This window comes from Pseudoalteromonas sp. MMG006, from assembly GCF_018101025.1.
In the GTDB taxonomy this organism is placed as follows: Bacteria; Pseudomonadota; Gammaproteobacteria; order Enterobacterales; family Alteromonadaceae; genus Pseudoalteromonas.
In genome coordinates, this window is record NZ_JAGJEJ010000010.1 from 13271 (window position 1) to 38782 (window position 25512).

Here is a 25512-nt window from a genome sequence, read left to right on the forward strand (position 1 = left end):
CCGCTGTTTATAGTAAACAGCGGCCTTTTAGTATGGTTTCTAGCATTAGATTAAAATATTAAGCTAACGAGTTTGTAGCTACTTAATCCAAATATTAGGATTAAAACGGGTAAGGTCACCAGGTTTAAAACCAAAGAATTAGTGTAGTTTCCCATTACTCTTTTTTGATTGACCAGCCATACAAGGTAGGTGCTAACAATAGGAAGTAATAACCCGTTAGCCGCTTGTGCGAATATAATGACCGCGACAGGGTCTAAACCGAGTGATGCCACCGCAGCGCCAAACAATAAAATAACAATAGCAACACCTTTAAAACGTGCGTTACCCATATCGTTTGACCAACCTAACATGCCACACACGGCGTAAGCACCCGCAAGTGGCGCTGTAATCGCGCTTGTTAAACCTGCAGAAAATAAACCAATGGCAAAAAAGTAATGGGCTGCTTCGCCAAGCAACGGCTCTAATTGTACGGCCATGTTTGCTGCACTAATTTGCCCCGCGTCTGTGCCATAAAAAGCGACCGATGCGGTAGATAAAATAGCTAATGTGATCACGCCTCCTAAGGTAATAGAGAGGCCGGTATCGACATTAGTTTGTTTAATTACTTTGTTCAGATCGCTATTGCTATTATGCCTAGCGGCGAGCACACCTGAATGTAAAAACAGGTTGTATGGCACAATGGTAGTGCCAACTAAAGCGAGTATGGTTGTAATAGAACCCTCTGGCATACTAGGAATAAAGCCGGCAAATACATCGCCCAATGAAGGCGATGCCATTACAAGTGTAGAGATAAACACTAAGCTCATTAAAATAACCAATATAATAAGCGCGTTTTCTACCACTTTATGTTTACCGCTATACAGCAATGCAGCACTTAAAAATGCAATGAGAGGCGTCCATATTTGAGCGTTCACTTGCGGGAATATTTCAATTAAGCCCATACTAGCGCCACTTAAATTACCCGCTTCATAGGCTGCACTGCCCACACCAATGGCGCTAATAACTAAAAATATAGCCAAAGATTTAAATAAAGGCGTTTGAATATTTGCTCTGAGTGCTTGAGCTAAGTCTTGCCCTGTTGCAACGCCAAGGCGCGCCGCCATAGATTGTAATAATATGGTGGCAATAACTGAAAACAGTAATGTCCATACAAGTGCAAAACCAAAGTTTGCACCTGCCACGCTGGCGGTAGTAATGGTTCCTGGCCCAATGAAGGCTGCAGTGACGAGTAGTCCTGGTCCTAATCGCATAATTGACCTTAATAGTGCTAATGCATGTTGCTATTTAAAGTTACATCTTACGTTTAAAATCAAAAATTATACGCGATGCCTGTTGTGTTATTGCTGCCACTTAAAATAAGTGCCCTGCAGCGATAGTCGCTCCATGACTGGTTCTTTTTTATAAGCATATGCTAAAAAAGGTCGCGTAGGATACCAATTTATATATAAATTTAAAGGGGATAAAATGCGTTTGATTAAATATTAAACGAGTCGCTGATTAGGGTGAGGTGTGTACATGAAGGCGCTAAGTTTAAATTATACTTGCTGCAAAAAAAGGCAGAGTTTTATATGCAGCAAATTTAAATGAATATAAGCTAATTGACGAATGCCGATATTAATATCGGCATTCGTGCAGTTACATTATGAGTGCTTTAATTGCCTCTAAGCCTTTTCTAAGCGTTGTTTCATCGTTAGCGTAGTTTATACGCACGCACTGATGTTTGTGCTCCCAGCTATCTTCAATGCCAATAAAAAAGTTGTGCCCGGGAATGATATACACGTCTTGCTCTTTAAGTTTTTGATAAAGCATTTCGCTGGTTATTTTTGAGTCTTTAAACCATAACCACATAAAAAAGGCGCCTTCGAGCTTATGTAAATACACAGGAAGGTCTGCAAAAATTTCATCAAACAAATTAATCGCAGTTTGGGCTTTATTTTTTATAAAAAGGCAGTACGGTTTTTTTACAAAGAGGCAGTAGTTCGCCGTCGTTAATTAAGCGCGTTACTAAGCTTGGGCCAATAGCATTAGGCGATAACACCATAGAGCCATTAACGCGGCCTATGGCTTTAATAATCTCGTTACTGGCAACCACAATACCTGTACGCAGGCCTGGCAAACCCAGTTTTGAAAGCGACATGCATAATATAATGTTTGAGTTCCACGTTAGATTTGCATCGGTGTAAATACACCCTGGGAATGGGTCGCCATAGGCGTTATCAATAATAAGAGGAATATTGTATTTGTGTGCTAGGGCGTCTAGATGGCGTACTTCTTCATCGGTAATTACATTGCCGGTTGGGTTGGTAGGGCGCGATACGCACAGCGCACTTATGCTGCTATCGTTGGCGAGTATTTTTTCAACCGCGTCAAAATCAATTACATATTTAAATTGTTTTGAACCATCAGCGGTATTTAAGATTTCGATGTCGGGCTTTATTGCCACAAACATATCATCGGCTAAACCTTGATCGGCATAGCCTACGTACTCAGGCGCAAGTGGAAATAAAATCCTTTTGTGGCTGCCATCAGGCATTTCGCCTGCCAACATATTAAATAATACAAAAAAGTTAGCTTGGCTGCCATTACCCAGCGCTACGTTATCGGCGGTTAATCCCCATGCAAACTCGCTATTAAGTTGTTTGGCAAGGGCTGCCCTAAATTCATCGTTACCGGTTGGGCCGTCGTATAAACCAAACACTTGCGATACTTTATTACTGGCTACTAATTTTTGTAATTCATCTAAAAATACGGCATTAACGTGTGGCACTTGTGCAGGGTTACCACCGCCAAGCATCACAATGTTTGGGTTATTGCTGCTATTGGCGCTGCCTAAATCTTCCATAAGCTGCGTTATACCATTGGGTTGTGTAAATTTAGTGCCAAAATTTGAGTAGTTCATAATACCTGTATTACGTTAATAACGGGGCGAGCAGTATAACGTAAATAATGGGCCTAAATCGCATGTTGAGAATATTTCACTGCTTAGGTTTTAATATGCAGTAAGGTATAATTAAAAAATATAAATAAGCAGGGTAATTGTTATTAGTAATTTTGAGTGTTCTTCACAGCCAAGCATAGTAACTGCGGGTGATTTAAACCCTCCAGAAGTTAAAAATACGCAACTTAAAATAGCCACATTTAACTTGTTTAACTATCTTGCACCACCTAATGCATATTACGAATTTGAAAAAATTTATACTGTCGAACAATGGGCAAGAAAACAGCGTTGGATTGTTGATTATTTAACACAGCACACTCCGGATGTAATTGGTTTTCAGGAAGTGTTTAGTATTGAATCTCTAAAAGCACTAACGCAGGAGCAAGGTTATAACTACTTTGCGGTAGTTGATACACCTGAAGTAATAGACGATTTTATTTATAAACGCCCGGTAGTAGCTATTGCATCAAAATACCCAATTATTGAAGTGACAGCGGTTGAACACGATAGTGAGCTTGCAAGTAAGCTTGGCCTTAATACTGACTTTATATTTAGCCGAAAGGTACTAAGAGCTACGATTACTTTGCCGCACATAGGCAAAACCGATTGTTATGTAGTGCATTTTAAATCTAAGCGCCCATCTATCGAAGTTAATGAACACAATAAAGAGCTTACACCAGAGCAAAACATAATCGAGATATTAAAAGCGAATGTAGCAGGTGGGTGGGCCTCAACGATTCAGCGTGGTAGTGAAGCTACACTATTAATGATACAAATGATCGCACGTAGAGAAGCTACGCAACAGCCCATGGTGTTAATGGGGGATTTTAATAACGAATTAAATGATAGTGTACTTAGTCATTTACTTACAAGTACACTGCGCTTTGCCCCTGCGGTTGATACAAAAACTTACCTAGCTAAATATTGCTTGAATGATTCATGGGATTTGTACGCAAAGGCACAGCTGCTTAACGATGAAGATAGCAGTAATACAGTTACATTAGACAAGATTTTAAGTGATAATAATTGTGGTAGTATTGAAAATACTGGGGTAATAAATAAAAATCACGCAAAAAACGTAGATTTGGCTAAGCTTATACCTTTAAGAGCGCCTACACATTACTATGGTACAAGTAGCTCTGTACTGGATTACATTTTATTGTCGTGTGAGTTTGATGCTAGTTACGATGACAGTTTTTATGAAGTAAGTGACTACAGTACGTATGATAGACATTTAATTAACCCTCGGTACGAGCAAGATGATTTAACGACTGATCATGGTGTAGTACTTATAACGCTTAAACTAAGAAGTTAAGTTGTTTTTAATGCTTATACTCAAAGTGCACGTTAGAAGTATTCATATAAGTAAGAGACTTGACCAAACGCACTAATTTGTATACGTTGTCGCCAGAATTTAGAGTTAAAACAATAATAAATTACTTATATGGTAAATATGGAATTTTATACCTACTGCAATCATACTCGAAAAATGGACTTCACTTCTCAGGTGGGAGCCTTAGTTGTCAATCGAAGTTACAACCCTAAATTTTTAATCAAAACCTTACTCTTCACTCTTTTTATTACGTTAAGTAACGTGAGCGCACAAGAAATTACCCCACATAGTTCAAGTAGAGAATCTAATAGGGAACTGCTAAAAAGATCGGAGTTACTTTTAGGTACTGATGTAATAACAAGTATTGAACTCAGTAAAAAGTTACTGTTAAAAGCTCAAAGCGCTAATGATGTGCTGTTAGTTGCAAAATTGCATAACTTATTAGGCAAAGCGTATCAAAAGAATAACAATACTGAAAAATCACTCCATCACTATTTACAATCCTCTCATAACTATCGAAGGCTAAATGATGCGCGTAATCAAATTAAGGCATCAATTCATTATATAAATATTTTACTCGACGAAAAACGCTACGATGAACTTACTAGTAGCATTGAGACTCTTCTTCCGACAGCGCTCGTACATGATGATGCATTTTTAATCGCGCAGGTACTTATTATTAAAGCTGATTCTTTTTACAAACAAAAGCAATACAACGCTGCCAACACTCACTACATATCAGCACTAAATTACCTCACTAACCAAAACGTGCAAACACAGAAGCTGCTAGGTGAAATATACAAAAAGTTAGCTCAATCGCATAAGCGCCTTAAAAATAGAGAACAAACGGCTCATTTTTATAAAAAAGCGTTAGATGTTTACACTCATTTAGGTGATTTAAAGTTAATGGCGCGCACACTAAATACGTTAGCTGAAGCCCAGCGATATTTAGACAACCTCGTTGTAGCACTCGAGTATTCTAATCAGGCGATAGAAATACATAGAAAAATTAATGACCCAGATGGTTTAGCTAAAGCATTGCTAGGGGCAGGTATTATTTATCGACATATTAATCTTTATGAAAAATCACTTGAGCATGTTAATGAGGCACATGCATATTATAAAAAAATAGATAATGCCCTTGGTATTGCTAAAACAGCAAACCAAATGGGGTTAATATACACTCGTTTAAGGCAATTTGATCAGGCAGAAATTTTTTATCAAATAACTATCGATTTGCCCAAGGGAATGGTTGAAGAAAAAACACTGGCATCAGCCTTAAGAGAAATGGCTGTTATAAAGCTTGACGCTGGTGACTTAGAAGCAGCGATGCAATTTGCAAAAAGATCGTACGCAACTTATAAAACAAAAAACTTAACATCTTACATTTCTACGACAACGCGGATTATAGCTAATATTTATCGCGCACAAGGTAACAAAGACCAAGCATTAAAGTATTACAGAGAGTCATTATCGTTTGCTAAAAAAACAGGTAGCAAGCTTTATGAAATAAAGTCGCTAACAGCGCTTGCTGAGGTATTAGTCGGCATTGATACAAATGAAGCCATTACATTACTAAAAAGATCACTCGCTCTATCAACCCAAATAGATGATAAGTTACATATGCAATACGCTTACCGTGAGATCCGTTTAGCTGAAAAATTACGTGGGCGTATTAGTGAGTCGCTGCGTTATGCAGAAGAGGAAATAGCGTTAAACAAAATTATTCAAAACGAAAGAGACGAAGATAAACAGGCCCTTGAAAGAGCTCATTTGCATTCTTACAAAATGGAAATAGAGCTGGAGATGTTAAGAGAAAAAGAAAAGCTGTATAAGTTAGAACTTGCTAAGAAAAACAATGAAATTGAAATTTCTAGCCAAGCCAGAGTTATATCTGAGTTAGAGCTTTCGAAGAATAAATATGCAAGCATTGCGCTTGCTTTTTTATTAGCCGCTTGTTTAACAATTGTTTTATTGGTTTATCGAAGTTTTATTGCGTCTAAAAAGCGTAATGAAGAGCTAGATTACTTGGCAGCCAGAGATCCTTTAACTAATTGTTATAATCGTCGTATTTTATTTGAGGTAATGAATCGGGATTTTTTAGATTTACCTCAGATTGATGAATACTGTATTTTAATGGTCGATATTGATCATTTTAAAGCTGTTAATGACACCTATGGCCACAGCGTTGGTGACACAGTTCTCATTGGCGTTGCAAAGCTTTTACAAGCAAATGTTCGTGCTGGTGATAGTGTTGCTCGTTTTGGTGGGGAAGAGTTTTGTATTATTTTACCTAATACCACTAAAGAGCAAGCAATACGTATTGCAGAAGCCCTTCGTATTAAGGTAGAAAAAGCGATGTTTGATGAAATTCCTGTCACATGCAGTTTTGGTGTCACGTCTATTAAGTTTAACGCAAGAACACCTTCTGAATTGATTGAACAAGCTGATTTGGCGCTTTATGAGGCAAAATCTTTAGGACGAAATCAAGTGGTTTTATGGGAATCGTCGTTTGAAGATTTTAAGCTTTTCAGATCTGAATAAAGCGTTTGTTCATGCTATCTTTTGTACTTCATAATAAGTAAATTTTATACAAAATTGAGAGTTATTTACATATGTAACTACTGTCATTGAATTTACTGTCTAAATATCAATGGCTTATTTTGGGTCTCAAAATTGCAACCAGCATTTAGTTAAACACTAAACAAGGGATTAATAATGACTGAAGTTGCACTTTCGGCCTATTCGGCTTTTTACCTATACTTAATTATGTTGCTTGTGCAATGGGCGGTGGCTACATTTAGCAAAGCTAAAGAGCCAAACGCTGTGCCGGGTAAAATTGATGAAGACTTATCTCACGACAGCTTTATTTTTAGAGCGCATCGTACGTTTCATAATTCGCTTGAAAATAGTGCGTTATTTATAGGTACTGTGTTGTTTGCATTTGTGATTAATTACCAAAGCCCTATATTTGCTATGTGTGTATGGGTATATGTAATAGCACGATTAATTCACATGGCGCTTTATTACGTTATAGCAACTGAGAAAAACCCAAGCCCGCGTTCTTACTTCTTTTTAATAGGTGTGCTGGCAAACGTGGTTATGCTAGTCATGATTGGTTTAAGATTAATTGCATAAAAAATCTTAAATCACGTAAATAAAAAAGCGAAGAGGTTAATAGCGTCTTCGCTTTTTTGTATTACATAGTAGTGCAATGTAAAGTTACGGCTTTATGGGTATTATATTAGTAGTTACTCAACCCCAATAAATCCGCCTGTTTGATGTGCCCAAAGGCCGGCATATATTCCACCTTTTGCAATTAATTCATCGTGAGAGCCTTGCTCAATTACGCCGCCATTATCGAGTACAATTAATCTATCCATTTGTGCAATGGTTGAAAGTCTATGTGCAATAGCAATAACCGTTTTGCCCGTCATCAAATCATCAAGACTTGCTTGAATTGCTGCTTCTACTTCTGAATCGAGTGCGCTGGTGGCCTCATCGAGTATTAATATTGGTGCGTTTTTAAGTAATACGCGTGCTATGGCAATACGTTGGCGCTGACCGCCAGAGAGGGTTACACCGCGTTCGCCTACCTGAGCGTCAAACCCTTTATTACCTTTGCTATCTACTAAATCGTTTATAAATTCAAGTGCTTTAGCTTGCTTGGCTGCATTTAACATTTCCTCGTGGGTTGCGTCGGGGCGACCATACAATATGTTGTCTTTTACTGAGCGATGCAGCAAGGACGTGTCTTGCGTTACCATAGCTATATAGCGGCGTAGGCTTTCTTGGCTTACATCCGTTATTTTTTGGCCATCAATTTTAATACTGCCTGAGTCGGTATCGTAAAAGCGCAGTAGTAAGTTAACAAGCGTAGATTTACCAGCACCAGATCGCCCAACTAAACCTATTTTTTCACCCGGTTTTATGTTGAGATTTAATCCGTTCATTACCGGGCCGCGGTTTGTCTCGTTAGCGGCTTTTCCGTAGTTAAAGTGTACATTGTCAAACTCAATGCCACCTTGAGTTACTTCAAGCGTAGTGGCGTTTGGTTTGTCGTCTACATTAATTGGGTTTGAGAGGGTTTTCATACCGTCGGTTGCGGTACCTATGTTTTCGAACAGGCTGCTTATTTCCCACATTATCCACTGCGCCATGCCGTTTAATCTAAGTGACAAACTAACCGCCACGGCAATAGCGCCGGCACTAATTGCACTAAGTGACCATAAATAAAGTGATAAAGCGGCGACACTAAATACTAATAAATAATTTAGGGTATTTATTGCAAAGTTAAGGCTGGTTACCAAGCGCATTTGTTTATACACGGGCTGTAAAAATACATCCATGCTTTGTTTGGCATATTGCTCTTCGCGTTGGGTGTACGAAAAAAGCTTAATGGTTGATATATTTGTGTAGCTATCGACAATTCGCCCCGTCATCTCTGAGCGAGCGTCGGCTTGAGAGCTAGCAATTTTTTTAAGTTTTGGTACAAAATAAATTTGTATAGAAGCATATAGTACAAGCCATGCAAGTAACGGTAGCATTAAGCGCCAATCAGCTTCAGCAACTAAAAACACCATAGCGCCAAAATAAACCACTATGTACATAAGTACATCAAGCAGTTTCATGACGGCTTCGCGAATAGCTAAAGAGGTTTGCATTACTTTTGTTGCAATGCGACCTGCAAATTCATTTTGATAAAAGCTAACACTTTGACGCAGTAAATAACGATGCGCCGACCAGCGAATCGACATTGGGTAATTACCCAATAATGCTTGATGCAAAATAGCAGAGTGAAAAAACACAACAATTGGCAGTACAACTAAAAGCATAACAGCCATTTTTATCAGCTCAGATTTTTGCTCTACAAATAGTGTTTGCGGGGTATATGTGCCTAACCAATCAACTAGCTGGCCCATGTAACTAAATAGTGATACCTCTAATATAGCTAAAAGAGCTGCACTGATAGACATAAGCACTAACGATAGCTCCATGCCTTTGGTGTAATGGCGGCAAAACGCAAATAAAGTAGAGGGCGGCTGAGTTGGTTTTTCCTCAGGAAATGCGTTGGTCATTTTTTCAAATAATCGATACATTTTAAAAACTTAAATAGCAAATAATGGCGGGTATCATACCATTTTAGTTTTACCGCGTGTTTATGTTTGTAGGTAAAATTATCTATTAAAGCGGGCTTGAAAGGTTGATACCGCGGCTCATGTATAAATCATCGTATTTGAGGCCGCCGTTACCGTATGGTTTTTTTAACGGGCCAGTATTACAGTTAGCCAAAAAATAAATTAGAGGTAGCTCACGTTTCATTCTAAATTTAGCATTTTTATAGACTAACGTTTGCGTTTTAAACTCTCCGCCTTGTACATACACATTGTATTGTTGTCCCTGCATTTTTACTGATGCGTTATTTACAACATACCAAACGTTGTACCACGTATTTGTATTTAAAGGCTGTGCTGATTGCGCTGTTTTATAATTTTGAATGTTGCTGTAGCCAGTATCAGTTTTAACCATCAGCGCGCCATCGTTTATATGGCCGTTCGACTCGGCTTTATCGGTCACTCTAAGCGTGGGTTCAAATGCGTCATAGCCATATTTGTTTATTTCGTTTGGCTGTAAATTACTAAGCCCAAAAGCATGATTATTAGGAAAGGCGGCAACATTAACACGTGTATAAAAAGTATAGGTCTCGCCAACGGGCACTGGTTTAGGCAGTTTTTTATAAGTAAGTGCTTTACGGTTCCCAATTACGCCTTCAGCTGCTGGTTTTTTTAATAAATAGTGATTAGCGTGATCGCTGCTTTGTTCCAGTTCAATTATTGTTATTTGCGGGTTGGGCTGATGTGGCTTGGTTTGATTGTCGGTATCTGCTTTTTGCCAGTCACTAAGATTACTCTCAAAGTTATCTATGAGTAACCACTGCGATGAAGATGCATTATGATGATTTTGATTACATGCAACTAACGAAACGAGAACAGGTAGTAATAGGGTGTGTTTAATACACATAGGCGCTCTTTATAAGATTTTGATTAGCGTAAATTGGTTAACCAATTTATCGATTTTTTATTTTTAAGCTTAGCTAATTATATAACCAATTTGTATTTTGTTAGTCAACAAGTATTTAATGAGTACCTATAATGAAACTTAACACTTACGTTTTATTTTTAAGTCGGTATTATTATTTTAAAATAAACTAATCAAAATAATTAAGGGATTTTATGTACACTGGTACTTGTTTATGCGGCGAGATAACGGTTGAAATATCAGGAAGTATTAGCAGTATTATCCATTGCCATTGTTCGCTTTGTCGAAAAAACAGCGGTACTGCATTTGCTACTAATGGCTTTGTAAATACGTCTGAATTTAGTGTTACTAAGGGCGCAAATAAACTTAGTGAATTTAATTTTAAACCAGGGCGAGCACGATTTTTTTGTAAGTGCTGTGGTTCACCAATTTACAGTGCTAACAGTGATGATAAAAGCCGGGTAAGAATTCGTTTAGGCCTAATTGATTCAGAGATTACCGAGCAAGTGGTGTCTCATAACTTTGTTACATCTAAAGCGAACTGGGAACAACTAGAAACAAGCCTGCCATGTTATGAGCAACACGAGCCAGGAAGATAAAAGCTACTCTATATGGTAAATACTGTTTATTTCTTTGTACAGTAGGGGGGCCATCTGCTTAAAAGCGCGTGAGTTTTGTATTTCCTCAACGTTAATGTGAATAAGCGTTTGTTGGCTCAAAATAACGACTATGTTTTTGTATTCGTTAAACTCAATAATTGCAATGCACTTAAAGTGCTGCCTCAGTAACACTAATAATACTTGTAGCTCTTGCCCAGTTTGTGGGTTTAAATTGACTAAAATTTGACTGTGCTTTGCACTACAACGAGTAATGTTTTGCCAAAAGTCACTGCATGTTAAAAAAGGTTGATGATGCTCTCCGCTAAATATATCAATCGCAATTACATCAAAAGTATTTGTACATTGTTTTATATAGTGTTCAGCTGATTGAATATATACGTTATGGTGACTTGGTAAATTAAAGTGCTGCTTAGCTATAGTGTTGATTGTTGGGTTAATTTCTACAGTATAGAAGGTATTGATTGAATTTATGTAAGCAGTGCGGTCGTTAAGATAATACATGGTACGCTCAAAGCCTGCGGTACCTAAACCTAAATTTAAAATATTTAAATTAGTTGTTTTAAGGCTCAATAAGAATAAAAACATGCATTGGTTGATAGGTATTAACACTTGCTCGTTGTGTTTGAGGTTCATTATTCCTTGAATAACCACATCGTCGTTGGTGTTTTGGGCAAGGGTAAGCCATTTATACAGAGTGTTTTGATAAACACATACCGGGCCAAATTGGGTAGGTTTAAACTCAATTTGGTTTGTTTTTACCGTATCTTCTTTAAGCTGGCGCATATATTAACTATTTTTAAAAACACAGCACTAGTGTGCCATGAAAGACACCTATCAACATAGACTAATTATGTAACAAGGTTTGTAATTTAGCCTCTTAATTGCACTTGAGCGCGCTCGTTTTAGTGTCTACCTCAAATGTATTGCCATCAACCCTAAGTTAAGTAATGGTTACCTTATAATAACGAGGAGCGATTAAATGCTTAAAACACCTTTTAAAATCTCAACAAAATTACTTAAACTTAGCGCACTTGCCGGTGCATGTAGCGTTGCTATGTCAGCACATGGGCAAACACAATTACAATATACTGACCAACAAAAGTTACATGACATAGCAGCTCAAGTATCAGCTGAACGTATTGGCAGCGATATTCAAACGCTGGTGGATTTTGGAACTCGCCATACACTTTCTGATACTAAGTCGAATACTCGTGGTATTGGCGCTGCTAGGCGCTGGATTAAAAAAGAGTTTGAAAAAATATCAGCGCAATGTGGTGGTTGTCTTGAAATAATTGAAGTAAAAGACACTATATCTGGTGAAAAACGTATACCTAACCCTGTTGAAGTAGTAAATATTGTTGCTATACAACGCGGTGCTACTGAGCCTAATAGAATGGTGATAATGTCGGGTGATATTGACTCACGTGTGAGCGATGTTATGGATTTTACGAGTGATTCTCCCGGTGCTAATGATAATGCATCGGGCGTTGCAGGGGTTATTGAAGCGGCACGCGTACTGAGTAAATATAAGTTTAATGGGTCAGTCGTTTATGCTGCTTTATCAGGTGAAGAACAAGGTTTGTTTGGCGGTAAAATACTTACAGCCTATGCACAAAAGCATGATTGGCAAGTACATGGCGTGTTAAATAACGACATGATAGGTAATATTACAGGTATTAACGGCGTTACCGATAATACAACCGCACGTATATTTTCTGAAGGTACTCGTGTTGTTGAAACTAAAGAACAAGCAAGAACACGCCGATTTACCGGTGGTGAAGTCGACTCGGCTAGTCGTAATTTAGCGCGTTATATTGATACAGTTGCCGATAGGTACATTGAGAATTTAGATACAATGTTAGTTTACAGGTTGGATCGCTTTGGTCGAGGCGGGCATCATCGCCCGTTTAACGATGCTGGTTTTGCAGCGGTGCGCATTATGGAAACTAATGAACATTACGATCGCCAGCACCAAGATTTACGAACAGAAGAGGGCATTGAGTATGGCGATACTATCGAAGGTGTTGATTTTGACTACACAGCAAAGCTCACTTCACTTAATGCAGTAACTATGGCCTCTATGGCGTGGGCACCCGCACCTCCTAAACAAGTTAAAATAACGGGAGCGGTTACGGCCGATACGTCTTTTACATGGGCAAGCAGTGATGATAATAATATTGCCGGCTATAAAATTTATTGGCGTTATACAAGCGAGCCACAGTGGCAGTTTAGTAAATATGTAGGGAATGTAACAAACTATACGCTTAAAAATGTGGTGATTGATAACTATTACTTTGGTGTGGCTTCTGTAAGCAAGGACGGGGTTGAATCGCCAGTTGTATTTCCAGGCGATGTAGGCTCTTTTGATCATAATATTAAATAACGCTTAAAAACCCAGCAAACACATCTTATTAGGTGCAAAGCAGGTGTTTTATGCTTGCACCTTATTTGTTATGCCCTTAGAGTGTTAAAAAAGAAGTGATAAGGTTAATAAAAAAATGCAGCAACAAGAAAAAAAACCGTTAACAGAAAAAGAGCAAGTTATAACACCAGAGCAGCGCATTGCATGGCAACGTGAGTGTTTTCAAAATGCACAAAAATATTTAGCGGAAAAAGGCATTATGCCAAAATCTGTAGTAGATAAAGATAGTCGCTTTTTGGCTCCTCTTTGCGCTATGTGGAAGTTTAAAGCGCAAAATGGCAAAACGTACTGGGTTGTTACCGGGCGTTTACCAACAGATCATGCTGAGGTAAGTGCAGCAAAAGATGCACGTGATGCTATGCGTTACTTTTCATTACAGTGGCAGTTAAAGGCTGATCAAATAATGAGTGTTGGTGCTAAAGACCAAACTCAAGTTAATTTTGCAAATTTACTTATAAATCGTGCACATGGTTTGTACGAAATGCATGAAAACGAACAGTTATGGGCTAACGAGCCTAAGTAATCAGCATTTAAGTTAAGTAAAAATTAAAAGGGCAAATTATGAATTGCCCTTTTTTAATGCACAAGTGTAAATGGCTTAGTAACAAAGTCGTCTACTTCGCACTGCATTCTTTGCCTGGGTATGCCGGCTTCCATAAACACACATCCTTGTTTTATAAAACCATTTTTTTTGAAAAGTTGAACTTCGTTTAAAATACAATTAATGCAAATACTATTAATACCCTGGCGTGCTGCAAGCTTAACAATAAAGTTTAAAAGTGATTGATATACAAGGCGGTTACGATGCTCTGGAAGCACCGCAATTCGCCCAATTAAACCATCGCTGCATAACCTGCCTGTTGCTACGGCTTGCGCAGACTCGTCGGTAACGAGTACGTGTTGGCATATTTCATCTAGGCTATCGAATTCTACTTTTTTGGGTATATGTAACTCGTATACAAATACGCGTTCTCGTATTTGTTGTAACAAACTTTTTTGCCTGTTCCAATCTACTTCGGTAACTCGATAGCCCATAGTTCACCTCTAGTTGTACCATATTCCTTCATTAACTAGTGTAGTAAAGGTTTTAATAAATTCTAGACTGGGTTGATGAGCCATTAAATCTTCGCTATTAAAATAGCTGCTATCAGTAAGTAATTTAACAGCATTTATATCGCTCGTTGGCAGTTCATAATTTTCACCATTAACACTTAGTAATACTGTACTCTCAAGTATTTGATAGATGGCTCTAACACCGCCCAAACGCTCAAACACATTGCTTTCATTGTTTAGCAAGTGGGTTGTTTCGTCGCTGGAAACCTCATCTTCTAATGGCGCTAAATCCATTTCGTGTTTAGCTTGGCTTAGCGTATTTCCAAGCCATTGTTTAAAGAGTTCGTCGTTTTCTAAAAGGGCGCCCATCAAAGTTTTAACTTTATCAACTTCAAGATTAGTTAGCTCACCTTTTGATTCTCTAAGAGTAAGGTTATGGTCGGTATAACGCTTTTGACCGCTTTCGATATCAATAATATGATCGGCAAAACTTGATAGTAAATCTTGTTGGTTAGGTGCTCTAAATCCGACTGAATAGTTAAGTGCGTTTTCAACGGCATAACCTTCATGTGGGCAACCAGGCGGAATATATAAAATATCGCCTGGCTCTAATATACAGTCTATTACGGCTTCAAAAGGCTCAACTTGAAGTAGTTTTTTGTTTTGAGCAAATTGCTTAAGTGTTGGGTCAGGTAGACCAACACGCCAATGACGCTTACCTTCACCTTGAATAATAAACACATCGTACTGATCTAAATGAGGGCCAACACCGCCTTTAGGCGTTGAATAGCTAACCATTAAATCATCAATTCGCCAATTAGGAATAAATCTAAATGGCTCTAGTAATTGCGCTGCCTCGCAATGCCAATGATCAACTGCTTGAACAAGTAATGTTGAATGTTCTTCTGTTAATAATTCAAAGTTTTCAAATGGACCTTGGTGTGCTTGCCATTCGTTATTGTGGTTAGTGACTATGCGCGACTCTATGTTTTGTTCCATAGCAAGGCCTGCTAATTCTTCAGCTTCAATTGGATCGTTAAAATTACTAAAGCCTTGCTTTATTAGCAGTGGTTTTTTTTGCCAAAAATGGGTTAAAAACTCTTGCTCAGAGAGGTTGTTTATTTTTAGTTGGTACATAGAGTTGGCCTATAAATTTAAGACAAAAAAAGCGAAAGGGATTATCCTTTCGCTTTTTATATACGCAATTTAGTATTTAAACTAAATCGTCAATAAACTCAACAGCGCGGCCAATGTAGTTGGCAGGTGTTAGTTTTTTCATTTCTACTTTAGCGTGCTCTGGAAGGTCTAAACCATCGATAAAGTCAGCCATAATTTCTTGATTTACGCGCTTACCACGGGTTAAATCTTTAAGTTTTTCGTATGGCTTTTCGATACCGTATTTACGCATTACCGTTTGAATTGGCTCGGCTAATAATTCCCAGTTTTGGTCAAGCTCTTCAAGCAAACGTTGCTCGTTAACTTCAAGCTTACTAACACCTTTAAGTGTTGATTGATAAGCAATAAGCGCATAACCCATACCCACACCAAGGTTACGTAAAACAGTAGAATCGGTAAGGTCGCGCTGCCAGCGCGACACTGGTAATTTTTGTCCAAGATGAGCAAAAATAGCATTAGCTAAGCCTAAGTTACCTTCTGAGTTTTCAAAATCAATAGGGTTAACTTTATGCGGCATAGTTGATGAACCTATTTCACCCGCTATTGTTTTTTGCTTAAAGTGATTAAGTGCAATGTAACCCCACATATCACGATCAAAATCGAGCAATATAGTGTTAAATCGAGCGATAGCATCGAATAACTCAGCTATGTAGTCATGCGGTTCAATTTGAGTAGTAAATGGGTTCAGTGTTAAACCTAAGCTTGATACAAACTTATCTGCATGTGTATGCCAGTCGTAATCTGGGTAAGCGCTTAGGTGAGCATTGTAGTTACCAACCGCACCGTTTACTTTACCTAGCATTTCAACTTGAGCAATTTGGTCGCGTTGACGCTTTAAACGCATGTATACGTTTGCAAACTCTTTACCCATAGTTGATGGTGTAGCAGGTTGTCCGTGCGTACGTGTCATCATTGGGATTGCTTTATACTCAACTGCTTTTTCTTTAATAGCGCTAAGTAAATCATCACAGTAAGGTAGTAAAACCTTATTACGAGCTTCAGTTAGCATTAAACCATGAGATAGGTTATTGATGTCTTCAGAGGTACATGCGAAGTGGATAAATTCGTTAATTGCATGAAGCTCTGCGTTGTCGGCTACTTTTTCTTTTAGTAGGTATTCAACCGCTTTAACATCGTGATTAGTTGTACGTTCAATATCTTTAACACGTTGTGCATCTGCTTCGCTAAAGTTGTCTACAATGGCGTTTAAAAGTGCATTTGCTTGTTCGCTAAATGCAGGTACTTCTTTAATTTCGCTTGCTGCAGCTAACGCTTGCAACCAACGCACTTCAACAATTACGCGGTATTTGATTAAGCCAAATTCGCTGAAAATACTACGTAGTTCAGTGGTTTTGCTGCCGTAGCGACCATCCACTGGAGAGATAGCCGTTAACGCTGAAAGCTCCATAATAACTCCTAAATTTTAGTTTGAACGATAATTAAATTTTTGCTTTAGCTATGGCGATAATTTTTCTTTTTGCAAAGAAAAAGTGACGGCGCTTACCGCCCATTTGTCGCCATAATACTGCACTTCTAATACCGGCAAGTAATAATGCACGGATTTTATTTTGAGTGAGCTGCTGTTTTAATAACTCGGGTTTACCATAAACCTGAATTCGGTGCCCAAGGGGGCTCAGCACCGACGAGTATATATCTGCTAAACCGGCAACAACGCTCTCGTCGGTAATAGCAAAATGATCTAAACGACGATGAATATCATCAATTCGTTTGCCTAATTCGTTTAAGCTCTTGTCGTTTGCACTCAGTGCACGCTCAAGCTGCATTAAACCACCTACGTACTTTACTATTTCAACATCCTTTTGAGCACCAGCTGTTAGCTGAGCTAATAATGTTTTATAGCCATCACGTAAGTTATGCGTACCTTGGTACACATCATCCGGTGATGCAGGTGATGTTTGCACAATACTTGAAAGTAATATTTCCAGGTCGTGTTCGTTATTAGAACCGTATTGCGCAATTTTTTGAACTTGTTTAGCTACTTGACACATGGCAGCAAGCGCCATGACTTGGTGTTCATTCATTACTTGATCACCGAATCAATAATACCACCGCCTAAACATACATCGTCTGCATAAAATACTGCAGATTGACCTGGTGTAACTGCTTTTTGTGGCTCGTCAAATAATACACGAGCCATGCCGTCTTCGCCTACAAGCAGGGTACAGCTTAAGTCTTCTTGGCGGTAACGTGTTTTAACTGTACAACGCGTTGTCCCTTTTGGGCCAATGCGGTCAACCCAATGTAACTGGTTTGCATTAAGACCGTTGCTATAAAGGCGAGGGTGATCTTTACCTTGACCAACAACGAGTACGTTACGTTCTAAGTCTTTATCAACTACGTACCATGGCTCTCCAGAGCCTTCTTTCATACCACCAATTAACAAGCCTTTACGTTGACCGAGTGTGTGGTACATTAATCCCTCATGCTCACCTACATTATTACCGTCAGTATCTTCGATAACACCTGGTTGTGCAGGTAAAAATTTCTGTAAAAAATCTTTAAACTTACGCTCACCGATAAAACAAATGCCTGTACTGTCTTTTTTATCGTGAGTAATTAAATCTTGCTCTTCGGCAATGCGACGCACTTCTGGCTTTTCTATATCACCTACTGGGAATAAAGTTTGCGCGATATGCTCGTGGCTTAGTGTGTATAAAAAGTAACTTTGGTCTTTATTATTATCTAAACCACGGCACATTACGTATTTGTCGTCTCGTAATTCACGGCGAACGTAATGACCCGTTGCTATAAAGTCTGCACCAAGAGCTTGTGCCGCAAACTCTAAAAAGGCTTTAAATTTAATTTCTTTATTACACATTATATCTGGGTTAGGTGTACGGCCTGCTTTGTACTCTTCTAAAAAGTATTCAAATACGTTATCCCAGTATTCTGCTGCAAAGTTAACAGTGTGTAGTTCAATGCCTAACTTGTCGCATACTGCTTGCGCGTCTTTTAAATCATCGGCTGCTGCACAGTATTCGTCATTGTCGTCTTCTTCCCAGTTCTTCATAAACAGGCCTTCTACTTGATAGCCCTGTTGTTGTAATAAATATGCAGATACAGAAGAATCAACACCGCCGGACATACCAACGATGACTTTAATGTGACTATTTTCGCTCATGAATAATTTCGCTTATACAGATTGCTGTTAACTTGGGAAGGCCGCGATTATAGCATGTATTTTGTTTGTGCTTAAAGGGAGAGGGTGTTTAAAGAGCTTATTTTATGCTGATTTTATTTTTATAATAAATAGCAAACAGTGCTCAATAAAAATAAACAAGCTTTTGGCATTAAATATACGAAATAATTATCATTTTAAATAAAAACAAATACTTTAGTTTTTTGTACTTATTTACTGGTATTTTGTTTGAAAACTATTAAAGTAAATATACACTTAAGTAAAAGTTTTATAAGAATATTTGGCAATAATAACGTCATCAAAATATAGTCAACGGAATGAATATATGAATTATGCTTATCAGGTAAGTAAAATAGAATCGTTTATAGTACATTACACTCAAAAACCTGACTTTCAAATTAGCGATGTTTTAGAAAATCCAAAACATAAATTTAAACAGTCAGCGTATCATCTATTCTACGAGTTAATAAAATTTAAAAAAGCGTATATACATCAGCAGCCTAACCCGATGGGTGAACTTTTTAGCTTAATAAGGAAATCATTTTATCGCTCTGATGAAATTCAAAATGTTGCTTTACAAATGGTCGAAGGTTGGTGGGTTGAGTGGTACTTCGCTTCGATTATGGAGCAAAAAATAAGCAGTGATAAAAGTGACATGCCGCTGAGTTATTTATCAAAGAATATTTTAAATCCAATGCGTAAACATGAGTTGAGTCATTACGCAAAGCTGTTTACGAATCTACCTATGCCTATATGTAATGTATGTGCCAACACTGGGGATATACTTAAGGTAAACCAACGATTTGTAGATGTATTTGGTTATTCCGTTAATGAAGTTCCAAATCTAAAAGCGTGGTGGAAAAAGGCCTACCCTGATCCTGAATACCGTGATTTTGTAAAAAAACTTTGGCAAGAATCTTTAGATGTCGCTAATGAAAACAACAATGACATTCCTGCCAATACTTATAAAGTAAGTTGTCGGGATGGTTCTCAAATCTTAATGGAGGTCTCTGGAATTAATATTGGTGAAGAATTTATAGCCGTATTTAATGATGCTACTGAGCGTATGAAGGCAGAAGATATACTTAGGGATATGGCATTTCTTGATGCATTGACACGGATTGCTAACAGGCGACGATTCGACGAAAAGCTGATTCAAGAATTTGAGCGCGCTAGAGATATTAATGGCATACTTTCTATTATTTTAATAGATATAGATCTTTTTAAGCAATTTAATGATCGATATGGGCACATGGCGGGTGATGCCTGTTTATATGATGTTGCTCAAGAAATTGCATCTACAGTTAGCCGCCCTGAAGATTTTGTTGCACGCTATGGCGGCGAGGAATTTGTCGTTTTATTACCACAAACAGACAAGCAAGGTGCTTTGTTTATTGCTGAACAAATTGAAAAAGCAATTGAGAATTTAGCGATAGTACATGAAGATAGTTATAGCGGTTTATTATCACTAAGTATGGGAATAAATACAATTGAGAATAATGATACAGAAGGGCATTCTAGCTTTGTTAAGGGGGCGGATAACGCTCTTTATTATGCTAAACGTCAAGGTCGTAATTGTATTGCACTTGCAAAAAAGTGAAACCAGCTAATCGTCATAAATTGTATCTAAGCTTAAAGGCGCTTTGTTTAAACTATCTTGTATACATTTCAAAACAAGGTGGCTTCTAAGGGGAAGGTCTTTAATTTGCTCATAGCTGTGCCAATTAGCCGATATTATATCGCTGTCTTTTGGCTCAAGCACTGCGGTTTCACTTGTTGTTTCAAATAAAAAACAAAACCTTAAATAATGCACGCCGTTAGCTGCGTGCAAATTATAAACCCCTAAAAAGCCGCTAGGCTTTAAACTTAAACCCGTTTCTTCTAAAAGCTCTCTAGAGGCAGCTTGAGCCAGCGTTTCGTTTTCTTCGAGATGACCTGCAGGCTGATTATAACAAATTTGCTGAGTAAATTTATCTCGCTCTTTAACGAGTAAAAACTGCTGCTTATTTTTTACTATTGCAGCAACAGTTACATGTGGTTTATGCATCGAGAGTACCTTTAATGACGTTGTAATCGCCTGAATTAATATCATCTAAGGTGTAATTACCAATACTGTAGCGAATTAGGCGCAATGTAGGGTGGCCAATATGAGCAGTCATTCTGCGCACTTGCCTGTTTTTTCCCTCATTAATTGTAATACTAAGCCATGTAGTTGGGATTGACTTACGTTCACGAACGGGTGGGTTACGTGGCCATATATCAGGTTCGTCAATAATTTTAACATTAGCCGGAAGTGTTAGGCCGTCTTTTAGCTCAACCCCTTTGCATAATGCGTTGATTGATTCGCTAGTGGGCTCACCTTCTACTTGCACCCAATATGTTTTATTTGTTTTTTTATTGGGGGAGGTTAAGGTATTTTGTAATTTTCCGCAGTTTGTTAAAAGTAATAAGCCTTCACTGTCACGGTCTAATCTTCCTGCAGCGTATACTTCTTTTATAGGGATAAACTGTGCGAGTGTTTGCCTGTTTTCATCGTCGGTAAATTGGCAAAGTACATCAAACGGTTTATTAAAAAGGACAATTTTTCTATCTTTAGAGGCAATTTGCGGCTTTATTTCTCGTTTCCCTGCAGGCTTTTTAAGCGCACTTCGCGAGTAAGTGCGCCCGGTATTACGTTTAGCTGTTGAATCAGGTGTGTTTTTATGGCTCGATTTTTTTTTCATTAAATACACCTAGCTGGCTTTGGTAGTCCGGCAATTTTAGTTGCCTGTTTAGCAGGGCCTTTAGGAAATAATTTGTATAAGTAAATACTATTACCTTTATCTTCTCCAAGCGCTTTAGCCATGGCTTTTACAAGCATACGAATCGCAGGACTTGTATTGTATTCAAGGTAAAAATTGCGAACGAAGTTTATAACTTCCCAGTGTTGCTCACTCAGGGTTATATTTTCTTGCGCGGCAATCACAGGGGCTAACTCTTTAGTCCAAAGGGTGTGGTCAAGTAAATAACCTTGTTTGTCGGTATCAATGTGTAGATTGTTAAATTCAAGCATGGGTTACCAAGTAATAGATTGATTGGTTGATAAGGTAAGCGCTACAAATTCTTCATAGCTTATTGCTGTATCGTTATCAGATAAAGTTATTGCGCGCACTGTTATATCTTGCGCTAGTAATAAAAGCGAATCTGAAAATTGTCTAAATTGCTTTTTAGAAAAACAAGCATCGCCTAGCAAAAGTACTTTATCTGTGGGCCTAATTAAGTTCCCAAGTTGATTTGCACAGTAGTTATTTAACGTTTTAGAAAAAATATGTAGGGTACTCATATATTCACCACATGTTTTTGGTTTCTAATTAAAGCTTGTTGTTCACTAAAATTAAGTGTTTTAGCTGGAACGAGTAAATCATGTTTACTTAAACCGTAATCAAAAAGTGACTTTTCACACACATAGATATTTTCAACATCATAGATTTCTAAGGTTTTAATATTTTTAAAGAAATCTTTTATACCGATAGCGCTTGGTTGTTGGTGTTTTTTTAAAGCAAGCACAGCTGGGCCGCTGAACAACCAGCTAACATTTTGATCGACAGCGGCAAATATTAGTGTCATGTCGAGCGCATCACGTATATTTAAATCATCAAATGGGCTGCTTTGGCTTATCACTAAAACGTTAATCATTTAAATTGTACCCACTTATCAGCATCGCTTGCGAGCATTGCAAATTCGGCTAATCCCGCAACTGCAAATACACTGGTGTTTTTTATATCTAATCCGCGCTTTTCTGCGGCGGTAACACATAGCATTAAGTTTATATTTTGATCTGCTAATTGCTGCCAAAGCTGGGTTATTTGGAGCTCATCTGAGGGTAAATCAAGATTGTTAGAAGCGTGATAAATGCCTTGCTGATATAAAAATATCGCATCTATAGTATGGCCTTGTGCTAAGCAAGCTTGAGCAAAGCTAACCAATCGTTGCGTGGTGTCGTGATCAGATGGTGGTGTATGTAATGAGAGAACAAAACGCGGCAAAACAATTCCAATAAAAAAGCCCCAATTAAGGGGCTATTTTAACAGAACTTTTTAATTAGTCATCACTTGCGCCAAGTAGGGCAAGTAAAGACGTAAATAAGTTATATACATTTAAGTATAAAGACACTGTAGCGCGAATGTAGTTTGTTTCGCCGCCGTTGATGATTCTGCTAGTATCAAACAAAATCAAACCAGACATAATTAATACTACAGCAGCATTAAGCACCATAAACATTAGCGAGCTGCCAACAAAAATATTAACAATGCTTGCAACGATTACAACAATTAAGCCAACAGTTAAAAAGCCACCCATGAATGAGAAGTCTTTTTTAGTGTTAAGTGCATAAGCAGATAAACCAAAGAAAATAAGTGCTGTAGAACCTAACGCTTGCATAATAAGCATTGGGCCATTAGGCATTGCAGCGTAATGGTTTAATAGTGGGCCAAGGCCAGCTCCCATTAAGCCTGTGAACGCAAACACCCAAAACACACCAGATGCTGAGTCAGCTTTTTTGTTTACAACAAATAATAAACCGAACGAAACCAGTGTAAACACAAGTCCCATAAAGTAAGGTAATTGTAGTGCCATTGAAATACCAGCTGTTACTGCACTAAATGCAAGTGTCATAGCAAGTAAAAAATAGGTGTTTTTAAGTACCTTATTTGTTTCAATGGTCGACATTACCGGTTTAGCGGTATTGTACGATTGATTAAACGCCATTGTAGAGCTCCTTAAAGTGAAACAAGTCTGTTTCGATAATTTAACTAAAATTAGATTACCAACTCTTATATGTTTGGGCAAACCTTTGTAGATCAATAGAGTGTTATTTTTAAATTTAAGTTCCTGAATCTTTTAAAAAGTTATAATTTGCTTTAAGTTTAAACAAATTAATTGTTTTTTAAGCACTTAAACAATTAATTTAAAAAAAAGCTTCACAAAGGCAATGGGTTTCCCTATTATGCAGGCCGTGCGGAGAGATGGCAGAGTGGTCGAATGCACCGGTCTTGAAAACCGGCATGGGTTTATAGCCCATCTAGGGTTCAAATCCCTATCTCTCCACCACTTATTTAATAAGTGTGTGATGTAAGTTTAATATCATTCATTTAAAATAAATATTTGTACACTCTTACTAATATTTATAACAGTTTTGGAGAGATGGCAGAGTGGTCGAATGCACCGGTCTTGAAAACCGGCATGGGTTTATAGCCCATCTAGGGTTCAAATCCCTATCTCTCCACCATTGTATTAAAGCCCGCTAACTAAGCGGGCTTTTTTGTGCCTGAGAATTAAAGCTGTTTTATTTTTCATCATTTTTAAGCTTTTAGGTGAGCGTGGCTTCTTACTAGTATCCATCATCCGGTAAAACTTACAAAGCTTGCGTATATTTGTATGTAAAACCATCATAAATTACGACCATAGTCTCTGTTTCTAACCTTAAGATCTTGGTGCATGCTTAGTACATAGTATTTAAGCTTGTGTATTAAGGACTTTAAATGAAACATCAACTAGCAAAAAGCGTAGGGCTTTCGTTATTATCACCTGTTATTGTAGGCAGTTTACTTGGTGTTTACTATTCACTTACGCTGGAAGGCGAGTTTGCCTCAATATTTTTAAACTTGTTGATGACTGCTATATCAAATGCACACATTGTAGGCTTAACAATGGCGGCTTTCGTAGTTCCCGGGTATTTACTTATGTTTAAGTATTCAAAGGTAAATTACTCTGGTGTGCTAACGCTAGGTTTGTTAGGTGGGGCTATTTTTAGTTACCTCTTGAGTGCCACCACAGGCGAAATATTTTTAATTAATAGTGTTATGTCGGCATTCGCTGCGGGGCTATTTTTATTTGGTCTTCGTAAATCAGCAAAATCATAATTGCAGCTTTATTAATCAAGGGCGCTGAGAAACGGCGTAAATTCCTTTTTTTTACCTGCAAAAGGTTCCAATTTTTCACCACAAAGAGTACCTTTAGCTACTGTATGTTTAATAAGAAGTAGTTTGGTATGCAAAAGCACGATTTTTACCAGTCATTAGTTAAGCAAACTGAATCGCTGATTGCCGGTGAATCGAATGTAATTGCTAATATGGCAAATATAAGTGCGCTGTTATTTACCTCTTTAGAAGATGTAAATTGGGCGGGCTTTTACTTTATGGATTCACCGTCAGAATTGGTACTAGGCCCGTTTCAGGGCAACCCTGCATGTATCCGTATTCCAGTAGGAAAAGGTGTATGTGGAACGGCTGCAGCTACATTGCAAACACAATTAATCGAAGATGTTCACGCTTTTGACGGGCATATTGCCTGTGATGCAGCATCAAACTCTGAGGTTGTTGTACCTATCATGAAACATGGTAAAATATTTGCAGTGCTGGATATAGATAGCCCTATTATCTCTCGATTTGACACTGATGATAAAGCAGGTTTAGAGGCATTAGTTAAGTGCTTTGAGGCTAGCTTGTAATGAAAGATTTGCTAAATGTTCAAGACTACCTATTTGCCATACAAGATGTTGGTGATTGGGAAGGCGATGAAGAGCATGTAGCGGAAACGCTCAATGATTTGATTCACATAGCATGGGATCGTTTACCAGACGACTCAGAGTGTGAATTTATTGATGAAACAATTAATGGTATTTGGGAACACCTTCGAGGTGATATGGCTGTAATTGAAGCTGACTTCGAAGAGCTGGTCGACTGGGTAATACACTATGTTGATTCTTCCCTTGATGAAAGATCTGAAAAATAG

General features: G+C 38.0%; 26 protein-coding genes, 2 tRNA genes and 1 pseudogene. 12 read left to right on the forward strand and 17 right to left on the reverse strand.

Annotated elements, in window-relative coordinates; genetic code table 11:
- Window positions 1-50: 50 nt before the first annotated feature.
- Window positions 51-1250 (reverse strand): Nramp family divalent metal transporter, encoded by a 1200-nt coding sequence (locus J8L73_RS11125; RefSeq protein WP_211017102.1) that lies wholly within the window; start codon window positions 1248-1250, stop codon window positions 51-53.
- 385 nt (window positions 1251-1635) lie between these two features.
- A pseudogene (locus tag J8L73_RS11130) lies at window positions 1636-2899 on the reverse strand (valine--pyruvate transaminase).
- A 244-nt stretch (window positions 2900-3143) separates the two neighbouring features.
- On the opposite strand from J8L73_RS11130, the gene J8L73_RS11135 reads away from it, so the two are divergent.
- The 3 genes from J8L73_RS11135 (at window position 3144) to J8L73_RS11145 (ending at window position 7409) form a co-directional block, all read left to right on the forward strand.
- On the forward strand, window positions 3144-4253 hold the full coding sequence (locus J8L73_RS11135; RefSeq protein ID WP_211017104.1) for an endonuclease/exonuclease/phosphatase family protein: 1110 nt from the start codon (window positions 3144-3146) through the stop codon (window positions 4251-4253).
- A gap of 279 nt (window positions 4254-4532) precedes the next feature.
- Window positions 4533-6815, forward strand: a complete 2283-nt coding sequence (locus J8L73_RS11140; protein WP_348771978.1) for a diguanylate cyclase — start codon at window positions 4533-4535, stop codon at window positions 6813-6815.
- A gap of 174 nt (window positions 6816-6989) precedes the next feature.
- Window positions 6990-7409, forward strand: coding sequence for an MAPEG family protein (locus J8L73_RS11145; protein WP_210999521.1), 420 nt, complete (start codon window positions 6990-6992; stop codon window positions 7407-7409).
- 113 nt (window positions 7410-7522) lie between these two features.
- On the opposite strand, the gene J8L73_RS11150 is transcribed toward J8L73_RS11145, so the two are convergent.
- Window positions 7523-9370, reverse strand: a complete 1848-nt coding sequence (locus J8L73_RS11150; RefSeq protein WP_210999520.1) for an ABC transporter ATP-binding protein — start codon at window positions 9368-9370, stop codon at window positions 7523-7525.
- An 85-nt stretch (window positions 9371-9455) separates the two neighbouring features.
- Window positions 9456-10292 (reverse strand): hypothetical protein, encoded by an 837-nt coding sequence (locus tag J8L73_RS11155; protein ID WP_210999519.1) that lies wholly within the window; start codon window positions 10290-10292, stop codon window positions 9456-9458.
- 212 nt (window positions 10293-10504) lie between these two features.
- Here J8L73_RS11155 and J8L73_RS11160 point away from each other — a divergent pair, with 212 nt between their 5' ends.
- A complete protein-coding gene (locus J8L73_RS11160) occupies window positions 10505-10909 on the forward strand; it encodes a GFA family protein (protein ID WP_210999518.1) in 405 nt (134 codons plus the stop codon).
- A gap of 3 nt (window positions 10910-10912) precedes the next feature.
- Here the strand turns inward: J8L73_RS11160 and J8L73_RS11165 are convergent, their stop codons facing one another.
- Window positions 10913-11713, reverse strand: a complete 801-nt coding sequence (locus J8L73_RS11165; RefSeq protein ID WP_211017106.1) for a hypothetical protein — start codon at window positions 11711-11713, stop codon at window positions 10913-10915.
- 196 nt (window positions 11714-11909) lie between these two features.
- On the opposite strand from J8L73_RS11165, the gene J8L73_RS11170 reads away from it, so the two are divergent.
- On the forward strand, window positions 11910-13313 hold the full coding sequence (locus J8L73_RS11170) for a M28 family metallopeptidase (RefSeq protein WP_211017108.1): 1404 nt from the start codon (window positions 11910-11912) through the stop codon (window positions 13311-13313).
- A 115-nt stretch (window positions 13314-13428) separates the two neighbouring features.
- Window positions 13429-13875 (forward strand): DUF4826 family protein, encoded by a 447-nt coding sequence (locus J8L73_RS11175; RefSeq protein WP_138682425.1) that lies wholly within the window; start codon window positions 13429-13431, stop codon window positions 13873-13875.
- A gap of 53 nt (window positions 13876-13928) precedes the next feature.
- On the opposite strand, the gene J8L73_RS11180 is transcribed toward J8L73_RS11175, so the two are convergent.
- The 5 genes from J8L73_RS11180 to mnmA all read right to left on the reverse strand — a co-directional run bounded on the left by J8L73_RS11180 (window position 13929) and on the right by mnmA (window position 18723).
- Window positions 13929-14387, reverse strand: coding sequence for a GNAT family N-acetyltransferase (locus tag J8L73_RS11180; protein ID WP_211017110.1), 459 nt, complete (start codon window positions 14385-14387; stop codon window positions 13929-13931).
- 9 nt (window positions 14388-14396) lie between these two features.
- Entirely contained in the window at window positions 14397-15542 is a 1146-nt protein-coding gene (locus J8L73_RS11185; protein WP_211017112.1) for a cupin domain-containing protein, read from the reverse strand.
- A 76-nt stretch (window positions 15543-15618) separates the two neighbouring features.
- Complete coding sequence (gene purB, locus J8L73_RS11190) at window positions 15619-16989, reverse strand: adenylosuccinate lyase (RefSeq protein ID WP_210999513.1); 1371 nt, start codon at window positions 16987-16989, stop codon at window positions 15619-15621.
- Between the two features lie 31 nt (window positions 16990-17020).
- The gene (gene hflD / locus J8L73_RS11195) at window positions 17021-17623 is read right to left on the reverse strand and encodes a high frequency lysogenization protein HflD (RefSeq protein WP_210999512.1); all 603 of its coding nucleotides are present in this window, start codon (window positions 17621-17623) and stop codon (window positions 17021-17023) included.
- On the reverse strand, window positions 17623-18723 hold the full coding sequence (gene mnmA / locus J8L73_RS11200) for a tRNA 2-thiouridine(34) synthase MnmA (RefSeq protein WP_210999511.1): 1101 nt from the start codon (window positions 18721-18723) through the stop codon (window positions 17623-17625). Before mnmA ends, hflD begins: the two co-directional genes overlap by 1 nt.
- Window positions 18724-19066: 343 nt before the next feature.
- Between mnmA and J8L73_RS11205 the strand changes: the two genes are divergently transcribed.
- The gene (locus J8L73_RS11205; protein ID WP_211017114.1) at window positions 19067-20341 is read left to right on the forward strand and encodes a sensor domain-containing diguanylate cyclase; all 1275 of its coding nucleotides are present in this window, start codon (window positions 19067-19069) and stop codon (window positions 20339-20341) included.
- A gap of 6 nt (window positions 20342-20347) precedes the next feature.
- On the opposite strand, the gene J8L73_RS11210 is transcribed toward J8L73_RS11205, so the two are convergent.
- Genes J8L73_RS11210 through J8L73_RS11240 form a run of 7 tightly spaced genes read right to left on the reverse strand, consistent with a single transcriptional unit; the run spans window position 20348 to window position 23487 of the window.
- On the reverse strand, window positions 20348-20788 hold the full coding sequence (locus tag J8L73_RS11210) for an NUDIX domain-containing protein (RefSeq protein WP_211017116.1): 441 nt from the start codon (window positions 20786-20788) through the stop codon (window positions 20348-20350).
- Window positions 20781-21464, reverse strand: a complete 684-nt coding sequence (locus tag J8L73_RS11215; protein WP_210999508.1) for a pseudouridine synthase — start codon at window positions 21462-21464, stop codon at window positions 20781-20783. The genes J8L73_RS11210 and J8L73_RS11215 overlap by 8 nt, the downstream gene beginning before the upstream one ends.
- On the reverse strand, window positions 21464-21793 hold the full coding sequence (locus tag J8L73_RS11220; RefSeq protein WP_058550168.1) for a TusE/DsrC/DsvC family sulfur relay protein: 330 nt from the start codon (window positions 21791-21793) through the stop codon (window positions 21464-21466). Before J8L73_RS11220 ends, J8L73_RS11215 begins: the two co-directional genes overlap by 1 nt.
- A gap of 3 nt (window positions 21794-21796) precedes the next feature.
- Window positions 21797-22063: a DsrH/TusB family sulfur metabolism protein gene (locus tag J8L73_RS11225; protein WP_210999507.1), complete on the reverse strand. Its 267-nt coding sequence runs from the start codon at window positions 22061-22063 to the stop codon at window positions 21797-21799.
- Entirely contained in the window at window positions 22060-22416 is a 357-nt protein-coding gene (tusC, locus tag J8L73_RS11230; RefSeq protein ID WP_210999506.1) for a sulfurtransferase complex subunit TusC, read from the reverse strand. Before tusC ends, J8L73_RS11225 begins: the two co-directional genes overlap by 4 nt.
- Window positions 22413-22766 (reverse strand): sulfurtransferase complex subunit TusD, encoded by a 354-nt coding sequence (tusD, locus tag J8L73_RS11235; RefSeq protein WP_210999505.1) that lies wholly within the window; start codon window positions 22764-22766, stop codon window positions 22413-22415. Before tusD ends, tusC begins: the two co-directional genes overlap by 4 nt.
- Window positions 22767-22821: 55 nt before the next feature.
- Window positions 22822-23487 carry a Bax inhibitor-1/YccA family protein gene (locus J8L73_RS11240; protein WP_210999504.1) on the reverse strand — a complete coding sequence of 222 codons (666 nt, stop codon included), beginning with the start codon at window positions 23485-23487 and terminating at the stop codon, window positions 22822-22824.
- 251 nt (window positions 23488-23738) lie between these two features.
- Between J8L73_RS11240 and J8L73_RS11245 the strand changes: the two genes are divergently transcribed.
- The 5 genes from J8L73_RS11245 (at window position 23739) to J8L73_RS11265 (ending at window position 25512) form a co-directional block, all read left to right on the forward strand.
- A tRNA-Ser gene (locus J8L73_RS11245) sits at window positions 23739-23829 on the forward strand.
- Window positions 23830-23916: 87 nt separating this feature from the next.
- Window positions 23917-24007 (forward strand) — tRNA-Ser (locus J8L73_RS11250).
- 253 nt (window positions 24008-24260) lie between these two features.
- Window positions 24261-24641 (forward strand): hypothetical protein, encoded by a 381-nt coding sequence (locus tag J8L73_RS11255; RefSeq protein ID WP_211017118.1) that lies wholly within the window; start codon window positions 24261-24263, stop codon window positions 24639-24641.
- Between the two features lie 128 nt (window positions 24642-24769).
- On the forward strand, window positions 24770-25228 hold the full coding sequence (locus J8L73_RS11260) for a GAF domain-containing protein (protein ID WP_210999502.1): 459 nt from the start codon (window positions 24770-24772) through the stop codon (window positions 25226-25228).
- Entirely contained in the window at window positions 25228-25512 is a 285-nt protein-coding gene (locus tag J8L73_RS11265; protein ID WP_210999501.1) for a hypothetical protein, read from the forward strand. Before J8L73_RS11260 ends, J8L73_RS11265 begins: the two co-directional genes overlap by 1 nt.